We start from the raw sequence: 18556 nt of genomic DNA, 5'->3' as shown, positions 1-18556 counted from the left end.
TTTTGCAAAAAGCAAAATTTTCAGATCGGGCTGGCACTTCAATGCTAATGCCATTCAATCAAGCGGTTTTTTCGGAACCCGTACTTCAGTGCGGGCTTTGCATCTTTTAAGACCTGGTCCTGGGTTACAGAAAATATTTAATTTTCTCACAAGTCGCGCTTTGGCATCTGAAAACCCGGGTTCCGATAAATACGTGACTTTTACTGCATTTTGATTATAAAAGTATTGTCAGCTTCTTCAACTTTAAACTTGTGTTTGCCGCAGAATTCATCATTCATATGGTTGACCATCTCCAATGACTTCATCAACGCCTCATCTTTTGACGCTATTTCCGTACTACTTTGAAGATTACTTCTTTTAAAACAGCCACATTCTCTCTCTACTATTATTTTAAACATATTCTCATCCTTGTTAAGTTTTTATGCAATAATATCACGTACAACTTGTTCTACTCTTATTCATATATACAATGCAATTTTTACATTTTCATCTAAGATATGCTGCTCCTTGGTTGGGATTGGTATTATAATACTTTGAAACTTTTTCTATAGCCTGGGTTTTAATTTCCAAGACACACAGCCCGCACTGAAGTACGGGTTCCGGTAAAACAGTTGATTGTATGGCATTGGCACTGAAACATAAATTTTAAAGGAAATAACTTCAGAACCGGTCAGTGCCATTAAGTTAAGCGGCTTTTTTAAAACCACTCCTTCATACAATTTAGACTTTTGCACCCTAACAGTCGACACTAAAGTACCGATTCCGATTTAGCGGCTTTTCGGAACCCGTACTTCAGTGCGGGCTTTGTGTTTTGTCAGGTTACACTATAGCGTTCAAACCCAAGTTCTTTGGAAACATCAAGTTTTTTCTTAACCGGATTATTTAAAGAAGAGGGAAGAATTAATGCTATAATGTCACCATATTAACACAACGGAATTACCATGAAAAAAGAGACAAGCCCTTACCTGGAACTGGGCAAAATGAATACCCTACGTGTCGACAGAGACACAACACCCGGCCTGTATCTTATGGCTGAGGACGGCAATGATGTCCTTCTTCCCGGACAGTATGTCACAGATGATATGTGCGAAAATGCTCTTGTAGATGTTTTTTTATATACAGATTCAGAAGACAGGCTGGTAGCCACCACCGACAGACCCCTTGCAATGCTGGATGATTTTGCACTCTTGGAAGTCGTGGATGTGGCTCCTTTCGGTGCTTTTATGAACTGGGGACTGCCAAAAGATTTACTTGTCCCTAAGATGTTTCAAAAAACACCTTTTGAAATCGGCGAAAAAAGATTTATTCGCATAATATATGACGAACGGACACACAGACTCGTCGGCACAGAAAAACTCGGTGATTTTTTTGATCGCAAAGTCAAAGACCTTGCACAAAACAAAGAGGCAGAAATATTAGTCATTTCCAAAACGCCGCTTGGCTTTAAATGTATTGTCAACGGTAAATATGAAGGACTGATATATCACAATGAAATATTTGAAGAGATAAATCTGGGAGACAAAAAGACTGCCTATGTCAAAACAGTGCGCAAAGACGGCAATATCGACCTTACACTCCGGCGTCCCGGCAGTAAAAAAGGCGGCTCCTCTGCCCAAAAAGTTCTCAATCTGTTAGAACAGAACAAGGGTATTATGCCTTATAACTACAAAAGTGATGCCGAGCTGATTAAAAATGTATTTGGTCTGAGTAAAAAAGAGTTCAAACGCTCCTTGACACAACTTCAGGATGACGGAAAAATTACGGTCAAAGATACCGGTATATATCTCAAGGCAAAGTAATGGCAAAAAAGAAACAAACACATGATTTAAGTAAAAAAAATGTAGAATATATACAGGACAATATCTTTTACAAAGTTTTACGTTTTAACCCTTCAAATATGACAGTGAATGTAATAAAGATAGAAAAGAATGAAAAAACAAATACTGAAATGCCTTTTGCACATTTGCCCAAAGCAGTAAAAAAGAGTATAAAGCCCAATTAATCCTGGGCTCTATGGACGCATATCCATAATGAATCATGTTAAAGATATACAAGGAGAATCGCAAGTAAGATTATATACTTAAATTGTTACAATAGTGTTAACAAAACTTGAAAAAGGAGTAAAAATATGAAAAAATGCAATACACTGCAGGAAGTAAGAGACGAGGTGGATATTATTGACAAAAAACTTGTTGAACTGATATCTGAGCGCAGCCATTTAATTCGTCAGGCAGCCGGTTTCAAAGAAAGTGTCGCAGAGGTAAAAGCCCAGGATAGGATTGATGATATTATGCAGAAAGTAAGAAAAAAGGCGATTGAGCTCAATGTCAATCCGAATATGATCTCTGAACTCTTTAAGATAATGATTGATGAAATGGTTGAAACGGAAATAAGTGAGTTAAGAAACGCCGGGAATTTTTAAAATTAAAAAGAGGCCGAGACCTCTTTTGCCTATTTGTATCTGTAGGTGATACGCCCTTTGTCCAAAGAGTATGGTGTCAACTCAAGTTTCACTTTGTCTCCTGGAAGTATTTTAATATAGTGCATACGCATTTTACCTGCGATATGACACAGTATAACATGTCCGTTTTCTAATTCAACACGAAAAGTTGCGTTCGGCAAAGCCTCTATAATCTTGCCGTCAACTTCAATAACATCTGCTTTAGCCATTTTAGTCCTTTATAAAGAAATTTCTTACTTTAACTCTCACGCAAGAGATAAAATTTCAGCTTTACCGTCAACAACTGCGACAGTGTGCTCATAGTGAGAACCGCGTAAACCGTCGGTACTGACAACATCCCACCCGTTATCCAAGATAACAGGTTTTGGCTCTTTTTGACATATCATAGGTTCCAGACAAAAAACCATTCCGTTTTTTATTTTCGGTCCGGATTTTGCATTTCCGCCCGCCAAATAATTAGGAATTTCAGGTTCTTCATGAGGTTTTCTTCCTATTCCGTGCCCACAAAAATTACGTAAAGGAACAAAACCGCGCTCCAATATGAACTGTTCCATTAAATAGGAAAGTTCTTTAAAGCGCATTCCTTCTTTGATATTTTCAATAGCATAATACAAAGTATCTTTTGCACAGGCTATTAAATCTTCATCTTCTTTGCTGATTTCTCCGACACCCATGCTTATTGCAGCATCACCGAACCAGCCATCAAGTTCTGTTCCAATGTCATACCCTATAACATCTCCTTCCTGGAGTTTGTAGTCACTTGGAATGCCATGAATAATAACTTCATTGAGTGAGGTGCATACCGCATTTGGGAAGCCGTACAATCCTTTAAAAGAGGGTTTTGCACCATGAGAGCGAATATAATCCTCTGCCATGGCATCCATCTCTTTTAAACTCATACCGACTTTGGTATTTTTACGAAGAAGGTCTAATGTGCCGCCGACAATTTTGTTGGCGGCACGAAGTTTTTCAATTTCTTGAGGTTTTCTAAGCGCAATAGCCATTGCTACAGACCAACTGCACTGAGAGTTTCATATTTACTCATGTATATCTGAGCTTCTATCTTTCTCATTGTGTCAAGAGCAACCTGCACAACGATCAGCACGGCAGTACCGCCAAAGAAGAACGGTACCCCCATCCCTTTTATAATCATAAAAGGCAGAGTCGCAACGAGTCCAAGATAGAGTGCTCCGGTAAATGTCAATCTGCTTGCCGTTTCATTCAAGAACTCTCTCGTAGCATCACCGGTACGAATACCGGGAATAAACCCGCCTTGACGTTTGAGATTATCCGCAATGTCTTTTGCGTTGAATGTGATTGAGGCATAAAAGAATGCAAAAAACACAACAAACACAAAGGTCAAAAAGTTAAAAAAGTAACTGTTTGGATTCAGATAATCCGCAATAGCCTGCATAGCCGGATTTGTACTGCTTGAAAGCACGGTCATCGGAAACATTAAAATTGCCGAGGCAAAGATAACCGGGATAACACCCGCCAGATTCACTTTAATAGGAATATAGTTCATTACACGTTTGTTTTGGTTTTGCATCATCGTCTTTTTCGCATAGGTTATAGGCACACGACGCTCACCAAGCTCAACATAAATGATAATTCCTACCGTTGTCAGAATCAAAGCAAGAATTGCTATGACAGTAATAAAACTCATTGCACCGGTATTTACCATTTCGATTGTTTGACCAATTGCTCTTGGAATTGCCGAAACAATACCTGCGAAGATAATAAGAGAGATACCATTACCGATTCCGCTTTGTGTAATCTGCTCACCAATCCACATTAAAAGCATTGTACCTGCAAGCATTGAAACAGCAGAAAGCATGATAAATGTAGTGTGATCGGCAAGAATTGCAGAGTTGCCCGTAGGTCCGGTTAAGCTTTGCAGTCCTACACTGACACCGACAGCCTGAATTAATGTTATAACGATAGTCGCATAACGAATAATCTGCATATATTTCACCATACCGTCACGCTCTTTTTTCATTTGACCAAGTGTCGGAAATGTTGCAGCTAAAAGCTCCATAATAATTGAGGCGGTGATATAAGGCATAATGCCGAGTGAAATAATAGAGAGTCTCTGTACAGCATTTCCGCTGAACATGTTAAACAATCCCAATGCGTCTGATTGATGTGAGTCGAAGAAAGAAGCAATAACAGCTGTATCTACGCCAGGAACCGGCACATAGGCCAGTAGGCGGTAGATAAATAAAAAACCGATAGTAATAAGTATCTTATTTACTAGATTTTTATTCACAACTAGTTACCTGTTGTTGTAACGTTTTCGTCTTTAATTTTCGATGCCAAATCTTTTGCTTTGGCACCTACTAGTTTAATTTTAGTCACTGAAGAAGCAACCTTGTGAACTGAACGGATTGATTCCATTGTAATTTCACCAAGTTCTGCTACAGCTTTGATTTTTTCAACGTTTATCACATACGGTTTGATCACTTTCGAGTGAAAACCGATTTTTGGCAAACGTTTTGCAAGTGGCTGTTGCCCACCTTCAAAGTTTCTTTTTCTTTTGTAACCTGAACGAGATTTCTGACCTTTTTGACCACGAGCGGCAGTCTTACCAGTACCAGAACCTTGACCACGTCCAACACGTTTGCGAGAATGTGTTGAACCCGGAGCAGGTTGTAAATTTTCAATACCCATTTTCCTATCCTTTTATACGAGAAAGTGCTTCAATTGTAGCACGTACCAGTGTGTTTGGATTGTTTGAACCGATTGACTTTGTAAGGATATCTTTAATCCCTGCAAGTTCAAGAACAGGTCTCGCTGCTCCACCGGCAATAACACCGGTACCTTCTGATGCCGGCTTTAATAAAACACGACTGGCATTGTACTTGTGCTCAATGTCATGTGCTATTGTAGAACCTTTTATCTTAACAGTTGTTAAATTTTTAAAAGCATTGTCTACAGCTTTGCGTATAGCATCAGGAACCTCTTTTGCTTTACCAACACCATAACCTACAGTACCGTTTTTGTCACCAACAACGATAAGTGCAGTAAAACGAAAACGTCTACCACCCTTAACAACTTTTGTTACACGACCAATATTTACTATTGATTCTTCAAAATCATCTCTATTGATTTCCATCTGTGCTCCTAGAACTTGATTTCGTTTGCACGAATTGCGTCACCAAATGCAGCAATTACGCCGTGATATTGGTAACCATTACGGTCAAATACAATCTCAGAGATGTTTGCTTCTTTGAGTTTGGCAGCAAATGCCTCACCAAGTGCAGCAGCACCTTCTTTATTAGCTTTGTGACCAGTAGCCTTTGAGTGTAGTGAACAAATTGTTGTTGCAGTTGCATCATCAATTGCCTGTACACTTAAGTAACGGTTTGATTTAAATACAGAAACACGAGGAAGTTCAGCACTACCAGATATTTTTGCACGGATACGACGCTTACGTTTTAAACGATTCGCAATTTTGCTTTTTAATACTTTAGCATTCATCTATCTTCCTCCCTTATTTCTTAGCAGTTTTACCGGCTTTACGCACGATATGCTCATCTATGTATTTAACACCTTTACCTTTGTAAGGCTCTGGTGGACGGAATGATCTAATCTCTGCAGCTGCCTGACCCAACATTTGTTTGTCATGGCTTCTAAGAGTTATCACATTCTTTTCAACGCTTGCTTCCAAACCTTCAGGTAACTCATAATTGATATCATGAGAAAAACCAAGCTGAAGATTTAAAACTTTTCCTTTAACGGCTGCTCTGTAACCAACACCGTTAATTTCAAGTTTTTTCTCATAACCGGTAGTCAAACCTGTTACGATATTTTGGGCCAATGCTCTGAAAGTTCCCCAGAAAGCTCTATGCTCACGAGAGTCTGAAAGATTTTTAAAAGTTAAAGTGTTTCCTTCTACTTCGAAAGTCACATAACCTTTAGTATCTAAATCAACACTGTTTTTGCCTTTAGCAAAAGTTATAACATTTCCATTTGTAGTAACAGTAATGTCACTGGCAAATTCTACAGGATTTTTTCCAATTCTTGACATGCTATACTCCTACCATACCGTACACATAACTTCACCACCAATGCCAAGCTCATATGCTTTGTCATTTGGTAGTACGCCATGTGATGTACTTACAATAATAGTTCCGTAACCATTTTTGAAACGTTTAATATCTTCTTTACCTTTATAAACACGACGTCCAGGCTTTGAAACTCTTTTCATTTCATTGATTACAGATTTTCCATCTTCACCGTACTTCAGTACAACTTTGATAGTTTTTTTCACACCGTCTTCGATTACATTACAAGACTCAATGTAACCTTTGTCTACTAAGATATTTGCTACTGCTTCTACACTTTTAGAGTGTACCAAAGTAGTAACCGGTAATCTTCTCATACCGGCATTACGAATACGTGTTAACGCATCTGATACTAAATCATTAATTGCCATTTATATTTTCCTTGTTTGTAGTTATTTTGTTTTTGCAAAATAACTGCTGACTGCTAGCAGTTTCCTCTTGGCTTACCAAGAAGACTTTCTAACACCTGGTATTAAACCTTCATTTGCCATTTTTCTAAAACAGATACGACAAATTCCAAAATCTCTCAGTACAGAGTGTGGACGACCACAAATCTGACAACGTGTATAACCACGTACCTTAAATTTTGGAGTACGTTTTGCTTTAGCTATCATTGACTTCTTAGCCATTAGTTGCTCCCTTTACTAAAAGGCATTCCCATTTTCTCTAAAAGAGTAAATGCCGCCTTGTCTGAATCTGCAGATGTTACTATTGTAATATTCATACCATGAATCTGCATGATTGAATCATAGCTGATTTCAGGGAAAATAAGTTGTTCCTGAAGACCGAAGTTATAGTTACCGCGACCGTCAAAACCATTTCTCGGAACACCACGGAAATCTTTCACACGAGGAAGTGCGATAGAAACAAGGCGATCGAAGAAGTTATACATATTTTCACCACGAAGTGTTACACGAACACCTACAGGCATACCTTCACGTACTTTAAAACCTGCAACAGATTTCTTCGCAATCACAGTAGAAGCTTTTTGACCGGCTATAGTAGTGATAGTATCTTCAATATTTTTAATGAGTTTGTTATCTTTCATAGCAAAACCTGCACCGACAGAGATAACAATTTTGTCAAATTCAGGAATCTGCATTACATTTTTAATATCTAAAGCTGCTTGAATTTCCGGCTTAAGCGCTAAATATTTTTCTTTTAAACGAGCCATCTATTATGCCTCCACTTTGCGTACGTTTGAAACATCGATTGGCATCTCTTTTTTGATATGCCCGCCTTTTGTATTCTCTTCAGTTGGTTTAACAGCTTTTTTCGCTATTTTACAACCCTCAACGATTACTTTGTTTTTCTTAGGAAATACCGCAAGTACAGCTGCTTTTGTACCTTTGTCATCTCCAGCGATAATTTCTACAATATCGCCTTTTTTAAACTTAAATTTTGCCATTACACAACCTCCGGAGCAAGAGATACAATTTTCATGAATCCTGCGTAACGTACTTCACGACCGATTGGTCCAAAGATACGAGTACCGATTGGTTCTCTCTTGTCATCAAGTATAACTGCCGCATTGTCATCAAAACGGATTAAAGAACCGTTTTCACGTTGGACTTCTTTATGCGTTCTAACAACAACAGCTTTTACAACTTTACCTTTTTTAACTTTGGCAGTCGGGATCGCTTTTTTTACAGAAGCAACGATAACGTCACCCACTGATGCATAACGACGCTTGGAACCGCCAAGTACCTTAATACACATAATCTCTTTAGCACCTGTATTATCAGCTACATTTAAACGAGTAAAACCTTGTATCATACTACTACGCTCCTTTTACAACTGATTTAAGTCTAAAAGATTTAGTCTTAGAAAGCGGACGACACTCGATTGCAATAATCTCGTCTCCGACTTTTACTTCATTACGCTCATCATGTACCAGGTACTTTTTGAAACGTTTTACAACTTTATGATAACGAGGATGCATTACACGACGTTCAACAAGTACAGTGACTGTTTTATCGCCTGCAATTTTAATTACGTTACCTTGAATTTCACGCTTATTAGCCATCGCCCGCCCCTACTTTGCTACTGCAGCAAGTGCAGTATTGATTCTAGCAATATCTTTTTTAGCAACACGAAGTTCGCTAGTATTTTGTAATTGCATCATTTTTTGTTTAATTTTTAAAGTAAACAGTTCTGTCTTTTTCTCTTTGAGCATCGCCTGAAGCTCTGCTGCATTTTTATCTGCTAAATCAGAATATTTCATTGTTCATCTCCGCAGTAACAATTTTACATTTGAATGGAAGTTTGTGCATAGCAAGAGTTAATGCTTCGCGAGCAAGCTCTTCCGGTACACCACCCATTTCAAAGATTATACGACCTGGTTTAATGTTCATTACCCACTGATCAACAGCACCCTTACCTTTACCCATACGAGTTTCAAGAGGTTTTGCAGTTAACGGCTTGGCAGGGAACACACGAATCCAAATCTTACCTTGTCTTTTAATGTGACGTGTTGCAGAAATACGAGCCGACTCAATCTGACGAGAGTTAATACGACCGGCTTCTACCGCTTTGAATGCGATGTCACCAAAAGATAATTTATAACCAGAACGAGCGTAACCGCGGTTACGTCCTTTCATCACTTTACGATATTTTGTTCTTTTTGGCATTAACATGATTATTCAGCCTTTTCACTATTTTCACGTCTGGCTGGTTTTCTGCCACGACGCTCTTTTTTCTCTTCTTTCGCTTCTGCAGGAATACCTTTAGTCAGTACTTCCCCTTTGAAGATCCATACTTTAACACCGATAATACCGTATGTTGTATGTGCCTCGGCAAAACCGTAATCAATTTTTGCACGAAGAGTATGAAGAGGAACACGTCCTTCCAAATACCATTCAGTTCTTGCCATTTCAGCACCGCCTAAACGACCTGCAACTGCAACTTTGATACCTTTTGCACCAGAACGCTGCGCACCCTGCATAACTTTTTTCATAGCTCTACGAAATGCAACACGACGTTCTAACTGAGTCGCAACATTTTCAGCAACCAATTGTGCCGAAGTCTGTGCTTTTTTCTCTTCTTTGATATTGATAGAGATTGACTTACCAACTAACTTTTGAACAGCAGTTTTAAGTTTTTCGATATCAGCACCTTTCTTCCCGATAATGATACCAGGACGAGCAGCAACGATAGTTACACGAAGTCTTTTCACTGTTCTTTCAATGATGATGTTGGAAACACCAGCATAGTAAAGCTCTTTTTTCAAATATGTTCTTATCTTGTGATCTTCACCCAAAGCAGCAGGAGCTGTTTTAAAGTTAGGAAACCATCTTGATTCCCAGTTACGGTTGATTCCAAGACGTAAACCAATAGGATTAACTTTTTGACCCATACTATTTACCCTCTACTTCTACTAAGATATGTGCTGTTGGTTTACGAATACCAGACGCCATACCACGAGCACGTGGACGGAAACGTTTAAGTACTGGACCATTGTCAACACGACATGATGTAATTACACAATCTTCAGCTTCACTACCGCTGTTCGCAACTGCAGACGCAATTACTTTAGAGATAATTTTTGCCGCCTTGTTTGGAGTGAATTCTAAAGCTGCCATTGCCTCTTCAGCATTCATACCCTGCACTTCACGTGCAATAAGACGAGATTTGATAGGTGATACACGGATAAATTTTAGTAATGCTCTAGCCATGACTACCCCTTCTTCTGAACAGAGCCCTTGTGGCCCTTGAATGTACGAGTTGGTGCAAATTCACCAAGTTTATAACCAATATGGTTCTCTGTAACATATACAGGAACGAACTGGCGACCATTGTGAACATTTATTGTCAAACCAACCATGTCAGGAAGAATCATAGATCTTCTTGACCATGTCTTAATAGGTTTTTTCTTCGCTTCGGCTTTCATAGCCTCCACTTTTTTCATTAAATGATCATCTACGAATGGACCTTTTTTTACTGAACGAGCCATTATTAACCTACCCTTTTAGCATTTGGTTTACGGCGAGTAATAATTAACTTATCACTAGCTTTCTTACGACGAGTTTTAGCACCCTTCGTTGGTTTACCCCAAGGAGTAACCGGATGACGACCTGAGTTCGTTTTACCTTCACCACCACCATGCGGGTGATCAATCGGGTTCATCGCAGAACCACGAGTCTGTGGACGAATACCAAGGTGACGCTGACGACCGGCTTTTGCTATAACAATGTTAGCAAATTCTTCATTTCCAACAATTCCTACAGTAGCTAAACACTCACCAAGCACTAAACGCATTTCTGATGAAGGCATACGTAAAGATACATATTTGCCGTCACGACCCATAATCTGAGCTGAAGTTCCGGCTGAACGAACCATTTGTCCGCCTTTGCCAACTTTTAACTCAACATTATGAACAAGTGTACCGACAGGAATGTTTTTGAGTTTCATCGTGTTACCCGGTTTAACATCCAAACCAGACTCTGCAGCTTCAACTGTATCGCCAACATTTAAACCTTTTGGTTGCAAGATGTATCTTTTTTCACCGTCTGCATATGTAATTAATGCGATACGACAGTTACGGTACGGATCATACTCAATAGTAGAGACTGTACCCGGTACACCAAACTTGTTTCTTTTAAAATCAATAATACGGTAAAGCTTTTTCGCCCCAGCCTGTTTGTGACGAGAAGTGATACGACCATTGTTGTTACGACCGGCAGTTGTCGGAAGTTTTACAAGTAATGAACGGACACTCGCTTTAGCAGTGATATCTGAACTGTCTACATTCGTATAAAAACGACGAGACGGAGTTATCGGTCTATAAGTTTTAATTGCCATCTTATACCGCCAAACTTTCTATTTGTGCACCTTCAGGGAGAGTAACATAGAACTTTTTAAAGTCATTTTGTTTCCCCTGTACACCACGGAAACGTTTTACTTTTCCGCTTTGATTCAGAGAGTTGATTTTTGTTGGAATTATTCCGAAATACTCTCTAAACACCTCTTTAAGACCTGTTTTAGTCATACGTGGTGATGTTTGAACAACTATAACACCATCTTCTTGTAAACCCAAAGTCTTTTCTGTATATAAAATAGATTTAATATCTGTAATATCAGCCATTACTTAGCCTCACTTGTCAAAGTTTCCCATACAGCTTTTTCTATCACAATTGAGCGATAGTTGGCAGCTAAGTATGCGTTTAACTCATTAGATTCGATAACATATGTCTGGTGCAGATTTTCAAACGCCAAATATGTTTTTTCATCTAATAAAGATTTAACAAAAAGTGTATCTCTTTGACCTAAAGCTTTGAACATTGCTGCCGCATCTTTAGTTTTACCAGACTCAACAGAGATGCTGTCAACGATAAAAAGAGTACCATTTTGTGCATGCTCATTCAAAGCAAAGTTTAAAGCAAGTTTTTTCTGCTTTTTGTTTACTTTTAAATCGTAGTTGCGGTTGTTTTGAGAACCAAAAGCTTTACCACCGCCTACGAATATAGGAGAACGACGAGAACCCGCACGGGCACGACCGCCACCTTTTTGAGCCCATGGTTTTTTACCACCACCGCGTACTTCACTTCTACCCTTAGTTGTCGCTGTGTTTGCACGTTGTGCAGCCTGAGCAGACTTTACATAAAGGTAAAGGTTATGAGGGTTAATTCCAGAGAAAGACTCTGGCAATGCTAACTCAGATGCTTTTTCCATTTTTTCATTTAAAACGATTGCGCTCATTATTTAGCTACCTTTACACGACCTAAAGAACCGTTAGCACCTGAAACTGAACCTAAAACCGCAATGATTTTGTTTTCAGCATCGAAAGAAACGATTTCATTTTTCACACTGTTTTGTGTATTTCCGTATTGTCCAGGCATTTTTTTACCCTTCATTACACGACCTGGCCATTCAGCATTACCGATAGAACCTGTTCTACGACCAAATCTGTGACCGTGAGATGCAGGACCACCACCGAAATTCCAACGCTTCATCGCACCTGAAAAACCACGACCTTTTGTGTTGAAAGTAGTTTTAAGTACACTTGCCTCTGCAAGCGGAGCTAAATCCAAATCACCGGCTTCGGTATTTGTTACTTCTAATGTAACAAAACGGTTAAATTCAGTCGGAAGGTTGTATTTCTTCTGTTGACCTTCTATTGCTTTATTCATTTTTTTACCACTGTTATACGCGACAATAGCAGTACCTTCATTCACTTCACATACTTTCGCATCTAAAACTCTTAACAGAGTAACTGGTTTAGACGGAACTGTGATAGTACGGCTCATACCGATTTTTTCAACAATATATTCCACGATTACTCCTATTTGTCCATAGAGCGAACTTCAACGTCCACTTCCGGTGCAAGATCTAGTTTCATTAATGAATCCACTGTTTCCGGTGTTGCAGAAACGATGTCGATCATTCTTGCGTGCATACGAATCTCAAACTGCTCACGCGCTTTTTTGTTAACGTGAACTGATTTCAATACTGTATATTTACGAATTTTTGTTGGTAAAGGTATTGGACCACGAATTACGGCACCTGTACGCTTTACAGCCTCTACGATTGACGCTACTGATCTATCTAACACACGATGATCGTAAGCTTTCAATTTTAAACGAATTTTTTCCATGTTTTTCCTTCTAAAGAACTCGTTGGATCCTAGCCCAACTATTTTAAGGGAACGGAATTATACTCAAAGAGCTCTGAATATTCAAGGATTTAGGGTCCAAAAATCGTTTTTCTTTATAATTTATTTCCTTTTAATAAGGAAATGATACAATTGGATAGTTTAAAAATTGGAAATTTTATGGAAATACTACTCGAAGAATTTTATAAAACCGACTTACATGTAGAAAAATATATACAAAGAAAAGTTTTTATAGATGACAGATCATACCAAATCAGCGGTATCACCAAAAGCGGAAAAACCCGTTTGGTCAAAAACTATCTTTTATCTTTAAAAAAGAGCTCCTATCTTTATATCAACTGCAATGATGTACGTATAGAGAGCGAAAAACTCAATGCCGCGCTCCCCTCTTTTTGCAATATCAACAAAATTGACACACTTGTTTTGGATAACTACAATCCAACCATCAAATTCGTGAATGTTTCGCAGTTGGTCATTACAAGTGAAATTCCCTACAATTTTGACTTTTTGGAGCCTTTGACACTTTATCCGCTTGATTATGAAGAATTTTTGGCATATGAGCACAAATATGACTCAAGTGCGCTCAACCACTTTTTCCAACTCGGAGGACTTGCATCTATGCATACTGTAGCACCGGATGAGCGAGTAATTTATTTGCAAAATATTTTACAGTTCGCCCTGAGCGAAATTGAATTTGACATATTGTGTTTATGTGCAAAATTCATGTCGCAGAAGCTCTCTGCCTATACATTATATGAAAGGCTTAAAAGTACGCGTAAAATTTCTAAAGACAGATTGTATGCATCTTTTGCTCTTTTGGCAGAAAAAAAGTATATTCATTTACTGGCAAAATATCAGCATACACGTGCAACAAAAAAAGTCTATCTGTGTGATACTTCTTTAAAAAGTGCCTTAAGCATTGAAAAAAACTTTGCAAAACTTTTTGAAAACATGGTCTATCTTGAACTGCTTAAATCATCTGCCGAATGTTATTATGAAGAAGGTATTGATTTTTATCTTCCCACAAACGATGAAATTATTCTTTGCAAACCTTTTGTGGATGAACGCAGACTCTTTAAGAAACTTGAAAGTATTGAAGCTTTTATATTCAGCTACGGAATTACAAAAATCACGGTCATAACCATGAACAAAGAGGGAAATATCGCGCATCCGCTCAGCAGTGTGGATATCATCCCTTTTGATATCTGGGCACTGGGAGATTAAAAAGTTGCAACAGCCGGTACTGAAGTACCGGTTCCGGGGAGATTTCCGGCTTTTTCGGAACGGGGAATGCAGTCCGGGCTGAGAATGGCAGAGTGTGCAACAGCCGGCACTGAAGTACCGGTTCCAGGGAGATTTCCGGATTTTTTGGAACCCGTACTTCAGTGCGGGCCGGGAGTGGCTGGCGAATTGGCTGACTTTTGTTGGCAAAGCTGTACTTTATTAACTTCTTTCATTATAATACGTTATATAAAACAAACAGGAAAAGTTTATGCAATTACCTCAAGACGAATATGAAAAAGCAATGCTGGAGGCTTTTGTGAACAAACCGGAAAAAACATTCTGGTACCAACAGGCGTTTTCCAAATTTGATGTCAACGGGATTGACACGATGAAATGGGTTTGGAGCTGGTGGGCTTTTTTTGGCGGATGGGCCTTTTTGCTTTACAGAAAACAGTATATCCCTGCACTTGTGCTCTTTGTGCTTTCCATATTGGCCACTGCCATACCCTTTGGCGGATTGCTTGTTGCCATACTTGCGGGCGGTTTTTCTACCTATTTTGTATACAAAGGCTATAAACAGAAAAAAGCCGAGATAGAAAATGCTATTGCGGATCCGCAAAAACGTATTGAGACAATGAAAGAAATTGGCGGGTACAATCAATGGGTTGTATGGGTCTATGTTCTCTTTGTTTGCCTCTTTTTCTTATATATTGTTTCTGTAATGTTTACCATGGCGAGCATGAACTGATGCATTTGCTCTGTGGTATAGACGAGGCCGGGCGCGGACCTCTGGCGGGAGATTTGGTAATGGCCGGCTGTATTTTGCACAATACCATTGTCGGACTGCATGATTCAAAAAAACTGACAGCCAAAAAGCGTGAAGCTCTTTATACCTTGATTGTCAAAAATGCAAGTTACCATATCGTCAAATTTTCTGCACAGGATATAGACAACAATGGAATATCTGCATGTTTAAAAAAAGGGCTTCTTGAAATTATGAAAAATCTGCAGGCGGATGAGTATCTGTTTGACGGCAACCAAAGCTATGGAGTACAAAACCTGACAACTATGATCAAGGCTGACGGTAAAGTCCCCGAAGTAAGTGCAGCATCCATCCTGGCTAAAGTTACACATGACAGAGATATTTTGGAACAGGCAAAAAAATACCCCCAGTATCAGTTTGAAAAGCACAAAGGCTACGGCACCAAGTTACATGTAGCCATGATAAAAAAGTATGGCTACTGCGAAATTCATCGCAGAAGTTACAAAATAAAGGCACTGGAATCTACACTCTTCGATTAAAAATAGACTTTTAATATTTCTTATATGTTACTTTTATACACATCATTAAAATATTTTAGCTATATTACATTTTTGTGATAAAATTATTTTAAATAAACTCAAACTGTTTCAAAAGCCCTGCTGTATGAAACTTTCATTTTCACACACGGTCAAGAACAGCACAATAATAATTTATAATTATAATTATTAAAAGATTAATACTTTAATATTATAAATTAATTTTATATTTTAAGATTGCTTAAGACGAGCAGTAATACTATTTTCCTGATTGAAAACAAGTTTTTGTTTTTAAAGTATATTTAACTTTACAGGAGAATGGAATGAATATGAATCGTAGAGATGCCCTGAGACTTGGTGCTATCAGTGTAGCTGCAGCTGCTACAACTTTGACCGGGTGCGCTTATGGTGAAGCAAAACCCTCAAAAAACAAAACAAAACAAACAGCAGTGTAGGTATGGGCACACCCGCCCCTCTTCCTCCGGCAACTGGCAAAAGAGTAGTGATTGTAGGCGGCGGCTGGAGCGGTTTGTCTATCGCAAAATACACAAAGAAATTCGCACCCAATGCGGATGTTGTTTTAGTGGAACAAAGAACAGAGTTTATATCCTGTCCTATAAGCAACCTGTATCTTGTGGGTGAAGTGGATTTGGAGTTCTTAACACATGATTATTTACAGGCAGCCCGCGAAAACAAATATACATACTTTAATGCTACGGCTATCGGTATAGACAAAGCAAACAAAATCATTAAAACAAGCAACGGAGACATCAAATATGACTATCTGGTACTGGCTCCCGGTATAGACTATGACTACAGTGCATGGAATGTCGATACAGTTACAGAACAGAGGCTTCGCACCGAGTATCCTGCCGCCTTTATTCCCGGAAGCGAGCACATGACACTCAAAGCAAAACTGGAAGATTTTGAGGGCGGTAATTTTATACTGACGGTTCCCGGCGGAAACTACAGATGTCTGCCTGCTCCTTATGAAAGAGCCTGTCTGATAGCAGATTATTTTAAGAAAAACGAGATTGAGGGCAAGGTGATCCTTCTTGATGAAAATCCGGATATAACGATCAAAAAAGAGGGATTCCAGTCTTCTTTTGACGAAATGTACAAAGACTATATCGAGTACCATCCAAACTCTAAAATAATGAGCATAGATTTAGATAAAAAAGTCGTTGTCGCGGGTGAATTTGATGATGAGTATTCCTTTGAAGATGCTGCATTTTATCCGCATGTCAGAGGCGGAAAGCTCTTGGAGGTCTGCGGCGTTGCAAAAGACAATGTATTTAACAAGAAAGTAGGAAATATTGACCCGTTTACCTATGAGGTTATAGGCGAAAAAGATATTTTTGTCTCCGGTGATGCACGTCCGATGGGTTACTCCAAATCAGGCAATACATCAAATTCTGAAGGTCACTATATCGGGAAACTTATAGCACAAAGAGTCAACGGCAAAAAAGACATTCCTTGGAAGTCTCCGCTGACAGTCTGTTATTCTGCTGTTTCAGCCGGACCGATACATGCGATTTCCGTCAGGGCAGAGTATGAGTTTGAGGGCAAAAAACTCAAAGGATTTACAAATGTCGATCTTTCACAGCAATGGCGCGGCAAAACAGGCCTAAACAACGGAAAAGCTCTGAATGAATGGGCAAAAGGTATGTTTAGAGATATGTTTAACGCGTAACAGGGAGTTTTGCATGCAAAGAAGAGACTTTTTAAAAGTAGTCGGAGGTGTTGGCGTTGTCGCTGTAGCACCTTCTTTGATAGAGGGCAGACTCTATGCCGAGGATGGTACACTCTATACATCGTACAAGAAAGTACAGCTGAGTGATGCCGAGGGCAAGCCTTTGTTGGCATCACAGCTGGACAAAGAGGTTAATTATGTTTTTAACTATCCGTATGCGGGAACAAGCTGTATGTTGATTGCCCTGCCTCATCCTACAGAGAAAAATGTCAAACTGACAAGTGAAGACGGTGTCCAATATATATGGAAAGGCGGAGTCGGCAAAGAAAGAAACATTGTTGCTTTCTCATCCATCTGCCCGCACCAGCTTACACATATCAACAAAAGTGACACATTTATATCGTACCTCAAAACAGGGGGCAAAACTATGGGCTGCACCAAAAGTATGCCCTGTCATGACAAAGGAGAGGTAATAGTATGCGGTTCTCATTTATCGGTGTATGATCCCAAAAAAGGAGCGAAAGTACTTGGCGGCCCTGCGCCTCAGCCTTTGGCTTCGATTGTATTGGAGCATCATGATGATGATACCTTATGGGCTGTCGGTGTTTTGGGCCCGGATAAATTTCATGAGTTTTTCAGAGCATTTAAACCAGAACTCAAAGAGCAGTATGGCGGAAAAAGAAAAGCAAAAAAACTTGTAAAAGACAAAGCCCCGACTGTAACTCTTGCAGAGTTTACAAAAGATATTATAAGATACTAAAGGATAGCAAAGTGAAGTCACTACTCATCATGACAGCAATTTTCATCTTCTCTTCGTCTCTTCAGGCAGCCGATACGCTCAAACAGTCAGAACTTGCTTCAGATATGCGCAAAATGTTACAGGCAGTCAATCAGATTCAAACGGCAGGGTTTTACTACAACAAAGAGGGCATGACAGAGGGCGTCAACAAACTAAAGAGTGCAATTGGTTCACTGACAACAACAGATGCAAGAAGTTACCTTCCTGCAAATGAAGCCTATGCGGACAAGTTCGCTCAAAAAAGAGCCAAAATGATTACAATGTATGCGGATGATATGATCGTATCTCTCAACAATGAAAACATAGACGATGCCATAGAAGATTATTCCCAGATTATCAGACAGTGTACATCATGCCACTCCCGAATAAGAGCAAATGCCTGGAAATTAAAATAAGAAGGAAT

At 39.1% G+C, this 18556-nt stretch carries 34 protein-coding genes; 10 read left to right on the top strand and 24 right to left on the bottom strand.

The window, feature by feature from the left end; translation table 11 throughout:
- Nucleotides 1-200 precede the first annotated feature (200 nt).
- A complete protein-coding gene (locus MLC44_RS01255) occupies nt 201-398 on the bottom strand; it encodes a hypothetical protein (protein WP_151901267.1) in 198 nt (65 codons plus the stop codon).
- Between the two features lie 543 nt (nt 399-941).
- On the opposite strand from MLC44_RS01255, the gene MLC44_RS01250 reads away from it, so the two are divergent.
- From MLC44_RS01250 to MLC44_RS01240, 3 genes are all read left to right on the top strand, one after another.
- Entirely contained in the window at nt 942-1799 is an 858-nt protein-coding gene (locus tag MLC44_RS01250; RefSeq protein ID WP_434658097.1) for a CvfB family protein, read from the top strand.
- On the top strand, nt 1799-2002 hold the full coding sequence (locus MLC44_RS01245) for a hypothetical protein (RefSeq protein ID WP_434658094.1): 204 nt from the start codon (nt 1799-1801) through the stop codon (nt 2000-2002). Before MLC44_RS01250 ends, MLC44_RS01245 begins: the two co-directional genes overlap by 1 nt.
- A 126-nt stretch (nt 2003-2128) precedes the next feature.
- On the top strand, nt 2129-2422 hold the full coding sequence (locus MLC44_RS01240) for a chorismate mutase (protein WP_151901264.1): 294 nt from the start codon (nt 2129-2131) through the stop codon (nt 2420-2422).
- A 29-nt stretch (nt 2423-2451) separates the two neighbouring features.
- On the opposite strand, the gene infA is transcribed toward MLC44_RS01240, so the two are convergent.
- The 23 genes from infA to rpsJ form a co-directional block, all read right to left on the bottom strand.
- Nucleotides 2452-2670: a translation initiation factor IF-1 gene (infA, locus tag MLC44_RS01235; protein ID WP_151901263.1), complete on the bottom strand. Its 219-nt coding sequence runs from the start codon at nt 2668-2670 to the stop codon at nt 2452-2454.
- Nucleotides 2671-2706: 36 nt separating this feature from the next.
- The gene (gene map, locus MLC44_RS01230) at nt 2707-3465 is read right to left on the bottom strand and encodes a type I methionyl aminopeptidase (protein ID WP_151901262.1); all 759 of its coding nucleotides are present in this window, start codon (nt 3463-3465) and stop codon (nt 2707-2709) included.
- A 2-nt stretch (nt 3466-3467) separates the two neighbouring features.
- On the bottom strand, nt 3468-4730 hold the full coding sequence (gene secY, locus MLC44_RS01225; protein WP_418640939.1) for a preprotein translocase subunit SecY: 1263 nt from the start codon (nt 4728-4730) through the stop codon (nt 3468-3470).
- A gap of 2 nt (nt 4731-4732) precedes the next feature.
- Nucleotides 4733-5131 carry a 50S ribosomal protein L15 gene (rplO, locus tag MLC44_RS01220; protein ID WP_151901260.1) on the bottom strand — a complete coding sequence of 133 codons (399 nt, stop codon included), beginning with the start codon at nt 5129-5131 and terminating at the stop codon, nt 4733-4735.
- Nucleotides 5132-5135: 4 nt separating this feature from the next.
- A complete protein-coding gene (gene rpsE, locus MLC44_RS01215) occupies nt 5136-5576 on the bottom strand; it encodes a 30S ribosomal protein S5 (RefSeq protein ID WP_151901259.1) in 441 nt (146 codons plus the stop codon).
- A gap of 8 nt (nt 5577-5584) precedes the next feature.
- The gene (gene rplR / locus MLC44_RS01210) at nt 5585-5941 is read right to left on the bottom strand and encodes a 50S ribosomal protein L18 (protein WP_151901258.1); all 357 of its coding nucleotides are present in this window, start codon (nt 5939-5941) and stop codon (nt 5585-5587) included.
- Nucleotides 5942-5954: 13 nt separating this feature from the next.
- Entirely contained in the window at nt 5955-6491 is a 537-nt protein-coding gene (rplF, locus tag MLC44_RS01205) for a 50S ribosomal protein L6 (protein WP_346389189.1), read from the bottom strand.
- Nucleotides 6492-6500: 9 nt separating this feature from the next.
- The gene (gene rpsH, locus MLC44_RS01200) at nt 6501-6899 is read right to left on the bottom strand and encodes a 30S ribosomal protein S8 (protein ID WP_151901256.1); all 399 of its coding nucleotides are present in this window, start codon (nt 6897-6899) and stop codon (nt 6501-6503) included.
- Nucleotides 6900-6971: 72 nt separating this feature from the next.
- Nucleotides 6972-7157, bottom strand: coding sequence for a type Z 30S ribosomal protein S14 (locus MLC44_RS01195; RefSeq protein WP_151901255.1), 186 nt, complete (start codon nt 7155-7157; stop codon nt 6972-6974).
- Nucleotides 7157-7702 carry a 50S ribosomal protein L5 gene (gene rplE / locus MLC44_RS01190; RefSeq protein WP_151901254.1) on the bottom strand — a complete coding sequence of 182 codons (546 nt, stop codon included), beginning with the start codon at nt 7700-7702 and terminating at the stop codon, nt 7157-7159. Before rplE ends, MLC44_RS01195 begins: the two co-directional genes overlap by 1 nt.
- A 3-nt stretch (nt 7703-7705) precedes the next feature.
- A complete protein-coding gene (rplX, locus tag MLC44_RS01185) occupies nt 7706-7936 on the bottom strand; it encodes a 50S ribosomal protein L24 (protein WP_151901253.1) in 231 nt (76 codons plus the stop codon).
- Nucleotides 7936-8304 carry a 50S ribosomal protein L14 gene (rplN, locus tag MLC44_RS01180; RefSeq protein ID WP_013326030.1) on the bottom strand — a complete coding sequence of 123 codons (369 nt, stop codon included), beginning with the start codon at nt 8302-8304 and terminating at the stop codon, nt 7936-7938. The genes rplX and rplN overlap by 1 nt, the downstream gene beginning before the upstream one ends.
- Before the next feature lie 4 nt (nt 8305-8308).
- The gene (gene rpsQ / locus MLC44_RS01175; RefSeq protein WP_151901252.1) at nt 8309-8554 is read right to left on the bottom strand and encodes a 30S ribosomal protein S17; all 246 of its coding nucleotides are present in this window, start codon (nt 8552-8554) and stop codon (nt 8309-8311) included.
- A 9-nt stretch (nt 8555-8563) separates the two neighbouring features.
- Nucleotides 8564-8752, bottom strand: a complete 189-nt coding sequence (gene rpmC, locus MLC44_RS01170; protein ID WP_151901251.1) for a 50S ribosomal protein L29 — start codon at nt 8750-8752, stop codon at nt 8564-8566.
- A complete protein-coding gene (gene rplP, locus MLC44_RS01165) occupies nt 8739-9164 on the bottom strand; it encodes a 50S ribosomal protein L16 (RefSeq protein ID WP_151901250.1) in 426 nt (141 codons plus the stop codon). The genes rpmC and rplP overlap by 14 nt, the downstream gene beginning before the upstream one ends.
- Nucleotides 9165-9166: 2 nt before the next feature.
- A complete protein-coding gene (gene rpsC / locus MLC44_RS01160; protein ID WP_151901249.1) occupies nt 9167-9883 on the bottom strand; it encodes a 30S ribosomal protein S3 in 717 nt (238 codons plus the stop codon).
- Between the two features lies 1 nt (nt 9884).
- Entirely contained in the window at nt 9885-10202 is a 318-nt protein-coding gene (gene rplV, locus MLC44_RS01155) for a 50S ribosomal protein L22 (RefSeq protein ID WP_013326025.1), read from the bottom strand.
- A gap of 2 nt (nt 10203-10204) precedes the next feature.
- On the bottom strand, nt 10205-10480 hold the full coding sequence (gene rpsS, locus MLC44_RS01150) for a 30S ribosomal protein S19 (RefSeq protein WP_151901248.1): 276 nt from the start codon (nt 10478-10480) through the stop codon (nt 10205-10207).
- Nucleotides 10481-10482: 2 nt separating this feature from the next.
- Nucleotides 10483-11328 carry a 50S ribosomal protein L2 gene (rplB, locus tag MLC44_RS01145; RefSeq protein WP_151901247.1) on the bottom strand — a complete coding sequence of 282 codons (846 nt, stop codon included), beginning with the start codon at nt 11326-11328 and terminating at the stop codon, nt 10483-10485.
- 1 nt (nt 11329) lies between these two features.
- A complete protein-coding gene (locus MLC44_RS01140; RefSeq protein WP_151901246.1) occupies nt 11330-11611 on the bottom strand; it encodes a 50S ribosomal protein L23 in 282 nt (93 codons plus the stop codon).
- Nucleotides 11611-12225, bottom strand: a complete 615-nt coding sequence (gene rplD, locus MLC44_RS01135; RefSeq protein ID WP_188109991.1) for a 50S ribosomal protein L4 — start codon at nt 12223-12225, stop codon at nt 11611-11613. Before rplD ends, MLC44_RS01140 begins: the two co-directional genes overlap by 1 nt.
- Nucleotides 12225-12800, bottom strand: a complete 576-nt coding sequence (gene rplC / locus MLC44_RS01130) for a 50S ribosomal protein L3 (protein ID WP_151901244.1) — start codon at nt 12798-12800, stop codon at nt 12225-12227. The genes rplD and rplC overlap by 1 nt, the downstream gene beginning before the upstream one ends.
- Before the next feature lie 8 nt (nt 12801-12808).
- Complete coding sequence (rpsJ, locus tag MLC44_RS01125; RefSeq protein ID WP_013326019.1) at nt 12809-13120, bottom strand: 30S ribosomal protein S10; 312 nt, start codon at nt 13118-13120, stop codon at nt 12809-12811.
- A 177-nt stretch (nt 13121-13297) separates the two neighbouring features.
- On the opposite strand from rpsJ, the gene MLC44_RS01120 reads away from it, so the two are divergent.
- The 7 genes from MLC44_RS01120 (at nt 13298) to MLC44_RS01090 (ending at nt 18548) form a co-directional block, all read left to right on the top strand.
- Nucleotides 13298-14362: an ATP-binding protein gene (locus MLC44_RS01120; RefSeq protein ID WP_418640938.1), complete on the top strand. Its 1065-nt coding sequence runs from the start codon at nt 13298-13300 to the stop codon at nt 14360-14362.
- A gap of 268 nt (nt 14363-14630) precedes the next feature.
- Complete coding sequence (locus MLC44_RS01115; RefSeq protein ID WP_418640937.1) at nt 14631-15110, top strand: hypothetical protein; 480 nt, start codon at nt 14631-14633, stop codon at nt 15108-15110.
- Nucleotides 15110-15664, top strand: coding sequence for a ribonuclease HII (locus MLC44_RS01110; protein ID WP_434658091.1), 555 nt, complete (start codon nt 15110-15112; stop codon nt 15662-15664). Before MLC44_RS01115 ends, MLC44_RS01110 begins: the two co-directional genes overlap by 1 nt.
- A gap of 320 nt (nt 15665-15984) precedes the next feature.
- Nucleotides 15985-16116 (top strand): twin-arginine translocation signal domain-containing protein, encoded by a 132-nt coding sequence (locus MLC44_RS01105; protein WP_434658088.1) that lies wholly within the window; start codon nt 15985-15987, stop codon nt 16114-16116.
- Nucleotides 16117-16118: 2 nt separating this feature from the next.
- Complete coding sequence (locus MLC44_RS01100) at nt 16119-17354, top strand: FAD-dependent oxidoreductase (RefSeq protein WP_434658085.1); 1236 nt, start codon at nt 16119-16121, stop codon at nt 17352-17354.
- A 13-nt stretch (nt 17355-17367) separates the two neighbouring features.
- Complete coding sequence (locus MLC44_RS01095; protein WP_434658083.1) at nt 17368-18114, top strand: Rieske 2Fe-2S domain-containing protein; 747 nt, start codon at nt 17368-17370, stop codon at nt 18112-18114.
- An 11-nt stretch (nt 18115-18125) separates the two neighbouring features.
- The gene (locus MLC44_RS01090; protein WP_418640933.1) at nt 18126-18548 is read left to right on the top strand and encodes a hypothetical protein; all 423 of its coding nucleotides are present in this window, start codon (nt 18126-18128) and stop codon (nt 18546-18548) included.
- The last annotated feature ends 8 nt before the right edge of the window (nt 18549-18556 follow it).

Origin of the sequence: Sulfurimonas sp. NW9 (genome assembly GCF_051132275.1) — a bacterium.
Taxonomy (GTDB): domain Bacteria; phylum Campylobacterota; class Campylobacteria; order Campylobacterales; family Sulfurimonadaceae; genus Sulfurimonas; species Sulfurimonas hydrogeniphila.
Note: the sequence above shows the minus strand (reverse complement) of the source record. Positions and strands in the feature narration are given on the sequence as shown.

Bases quoted from the DNA above. Each gene is read 5' to 3' on its own strand.
- MLC44_RS01255 (WP_151901267.1), bottom strand. From the start codon at position 398: ATGTTTAAAATAATAGTAGAGAGAGAATGTGGCTGTTTTAAAAGAAGT.
- MLC44_RS01250 (WP_434658097.1), top strand. From the start codon at position 942: ATGAAAAAAGAGACAAGCCCTTACCTGGAACTGGGCAAAATGAATACC.
- MLC44_RS01245 (WP_434658094.1), top strand. From the start codon at position 1,799: ATGGCAAAAAAGAAACAAACACATGATTTAAGTAAAAAAAATGTAGAA.
- MLC44_RS01240 (WP_151901264.1), top strand. From the start codon at position 2,129: ATGAAAAAATGCAATACACTGCAGGAAGTAAGAGACGAGGTGGATATT.
- infA (WP_151901263.1), bottom strand. From the start codon at position 2,670: ATGGCTAAAGCAGATGTTATTGAAGTTGACGGCAAGATTATAGAGGCT.
- map (WP_151901262.1), bottom strand. From the start codon at position 3,465: ATGGCTATTGCGCTTAGAAAACCTCAAGAAATTGAAAAACTTCGTGCC.
- rplO (WP_151901260.1), bottom strand. From the start codon at position 5,131: ATGGGTATTGAAAATTTACAACCTGCTCCGGGTTCAACACATTCTCGC.
- rpsE (WP_151901259.1), bottom strand. From the start codon at position 5,576: ATGGAAATCAATAGAGATGATTTTGAAGAATCAATAGTAAATATTGGT.
- rplR (WP_151901258.1), bottom strand. From the start codon at position 5,941: ATGAATGCTAAAGTATTAAAAAGCAAAATTGCGAATCGTTTAAAACGT.
- rplF (WP_346389189.1), bottom strand. From the start codon at position 6,491: ATGTCAAGAATTGGAAAAAATCCTGTAGAATTTGCCAGTGACATTACT.
- rpsH (WP_151901256.1), bottom strand. From the start codon at position 6,899: ATGGCAATTAATGATTTAGTATCAGATGCGTTAACACGTATTCGTAAT.
- MLC44_RS01195 (WP_151901255.1), bottom strand. From the start codon at position 7,157: ATGGCTAAGAAGTCAATGATAGCTAAAGCAAAACGTACTCCAAAATTT.
- rplE (WP_151901254.1), bottom strand. From the start codon at position 7,702: ATGGCTCGTTTAAAAGAAAAATATTTAGCGCTTAAGCCGGAAATTCAA.
- rplX (WP_151901253.1), bottom strand. From the start codon at position 7,936: ATGGCAAAATTTAAGTTTAAAAAAGGCGATATTGTAGAAATTATCGCT.
- rplN (WP_013326030.1), bottom strand. From the start codon at position 8,304: ATGATACAAGGTTTTACTCGTTTAAATGTAGCTGATAATACAGGTGCT.
- rpsQ (WP_151901252.1), bottom strand. From the start codon at position 8,554: ATGGCTAATAAGCGTGAAATTCAAGGTAACGTAATTAAAATTGCAGGC.
- rpmC (WP_151901251.1), bottom strand. From the start codon at position 8,752: ATGAAATATTCTGATTTAGCAGATAAAAATGCAGCAGAGCTTCAGGCG.
- rplP (WP_151901250.1), bottom strand. From the start codon at position 9,164: ATGTTAATGCCAAAAAGAACAAAATATCGTAAAGTGATGAAAGGACGT.
- rpsC (WP_151901249.1), bottom strand. From the start codon at position 9,883: ATGGGTCAAAAAGTTAATCCTATTGGTTTACGTCTTGGAATCAACCGT.
- rplV (WP_013326025.1), bottom strand. From the start codon at position 10,202: ATGGCTAGAGCATTACTAAAATTTATCCGTGTATCACCTATCAAATCT.
- rpsS (WP_151901248.1), bottom strand. From the start codon at position 10,480: ATGGCTCGTTCAGTAAAAAAAGGTCCATTCGTAGATGATCATTTAATG.
- rplB (WP_151901247.1), bottom strand. From the start codon at position 11,328: ATGGCAATTAAAACTTATAGACCGATAACTCCGTCTCGTCGTTTTTAT.
- MLC44_RS01140 (WP_151901246.1), bottom strand. From the start codon at position 11,611: ATGGCTGATATTACAGATATTAAATCTATTTTATATACAGAAAAGACT.
- rplD (WP_188109991.1), bottom strand. From the start codon at position 12,225: ATGAGCGCAATCGTTTTAAATGAAAAAATGGAAAAAGCATCTGAGTTA.
- rpsJ (WP_013326019.1), bottom strand. From the start codon at position 13,120: ATGGAAAAAATTCGTTTAAAATTGAAAGCTTACGATCATCGTGTGTTA.
- MLC44_RS01120 (WP_418640938.1), top strand. From the start codon at position 13,298: ATGGAAATACTACTCGAAGAATTTTATAAAACCGACTTACATGTAGAA.
- MLC44_RS01115 (WP_418640937.1), top strand. From the start codon at position 14,631: ATGCAATTACCTCAAGACGAATATGAAAAAGCAATGCTGGAGGCTTTT.
- MLC44_RS01110 (WP_434658091.1), top strand. From the start codon at position 15,110: ATGCATTTGCTCTGTGGTATAGACGAGGCCGGGCGCGGACCTCTGGCG.
- MLC44_RS01105 (WP_434658088.1), top strand. From the start codon at position 15,985: ATGAATATGAATCGTAGAGATGCCCTGAGACTTGGTGCTATCAGTGTA.
- MLC44_RS01100 (WP_434658085.1), top strand. From the start codon at position 16,119: ATGGGCACACCCGCCCCTCTTCCTCCGGCAACTGGCAAAAGAGTAGTG.
- MLC44_RS01095 (WP_434658083.1), top strand. From the start codon at position 17,368: ATGCAAAGAAGAGACTTTTTAAAAGTAGTCGGAGGTGTTGGCGTTGTC.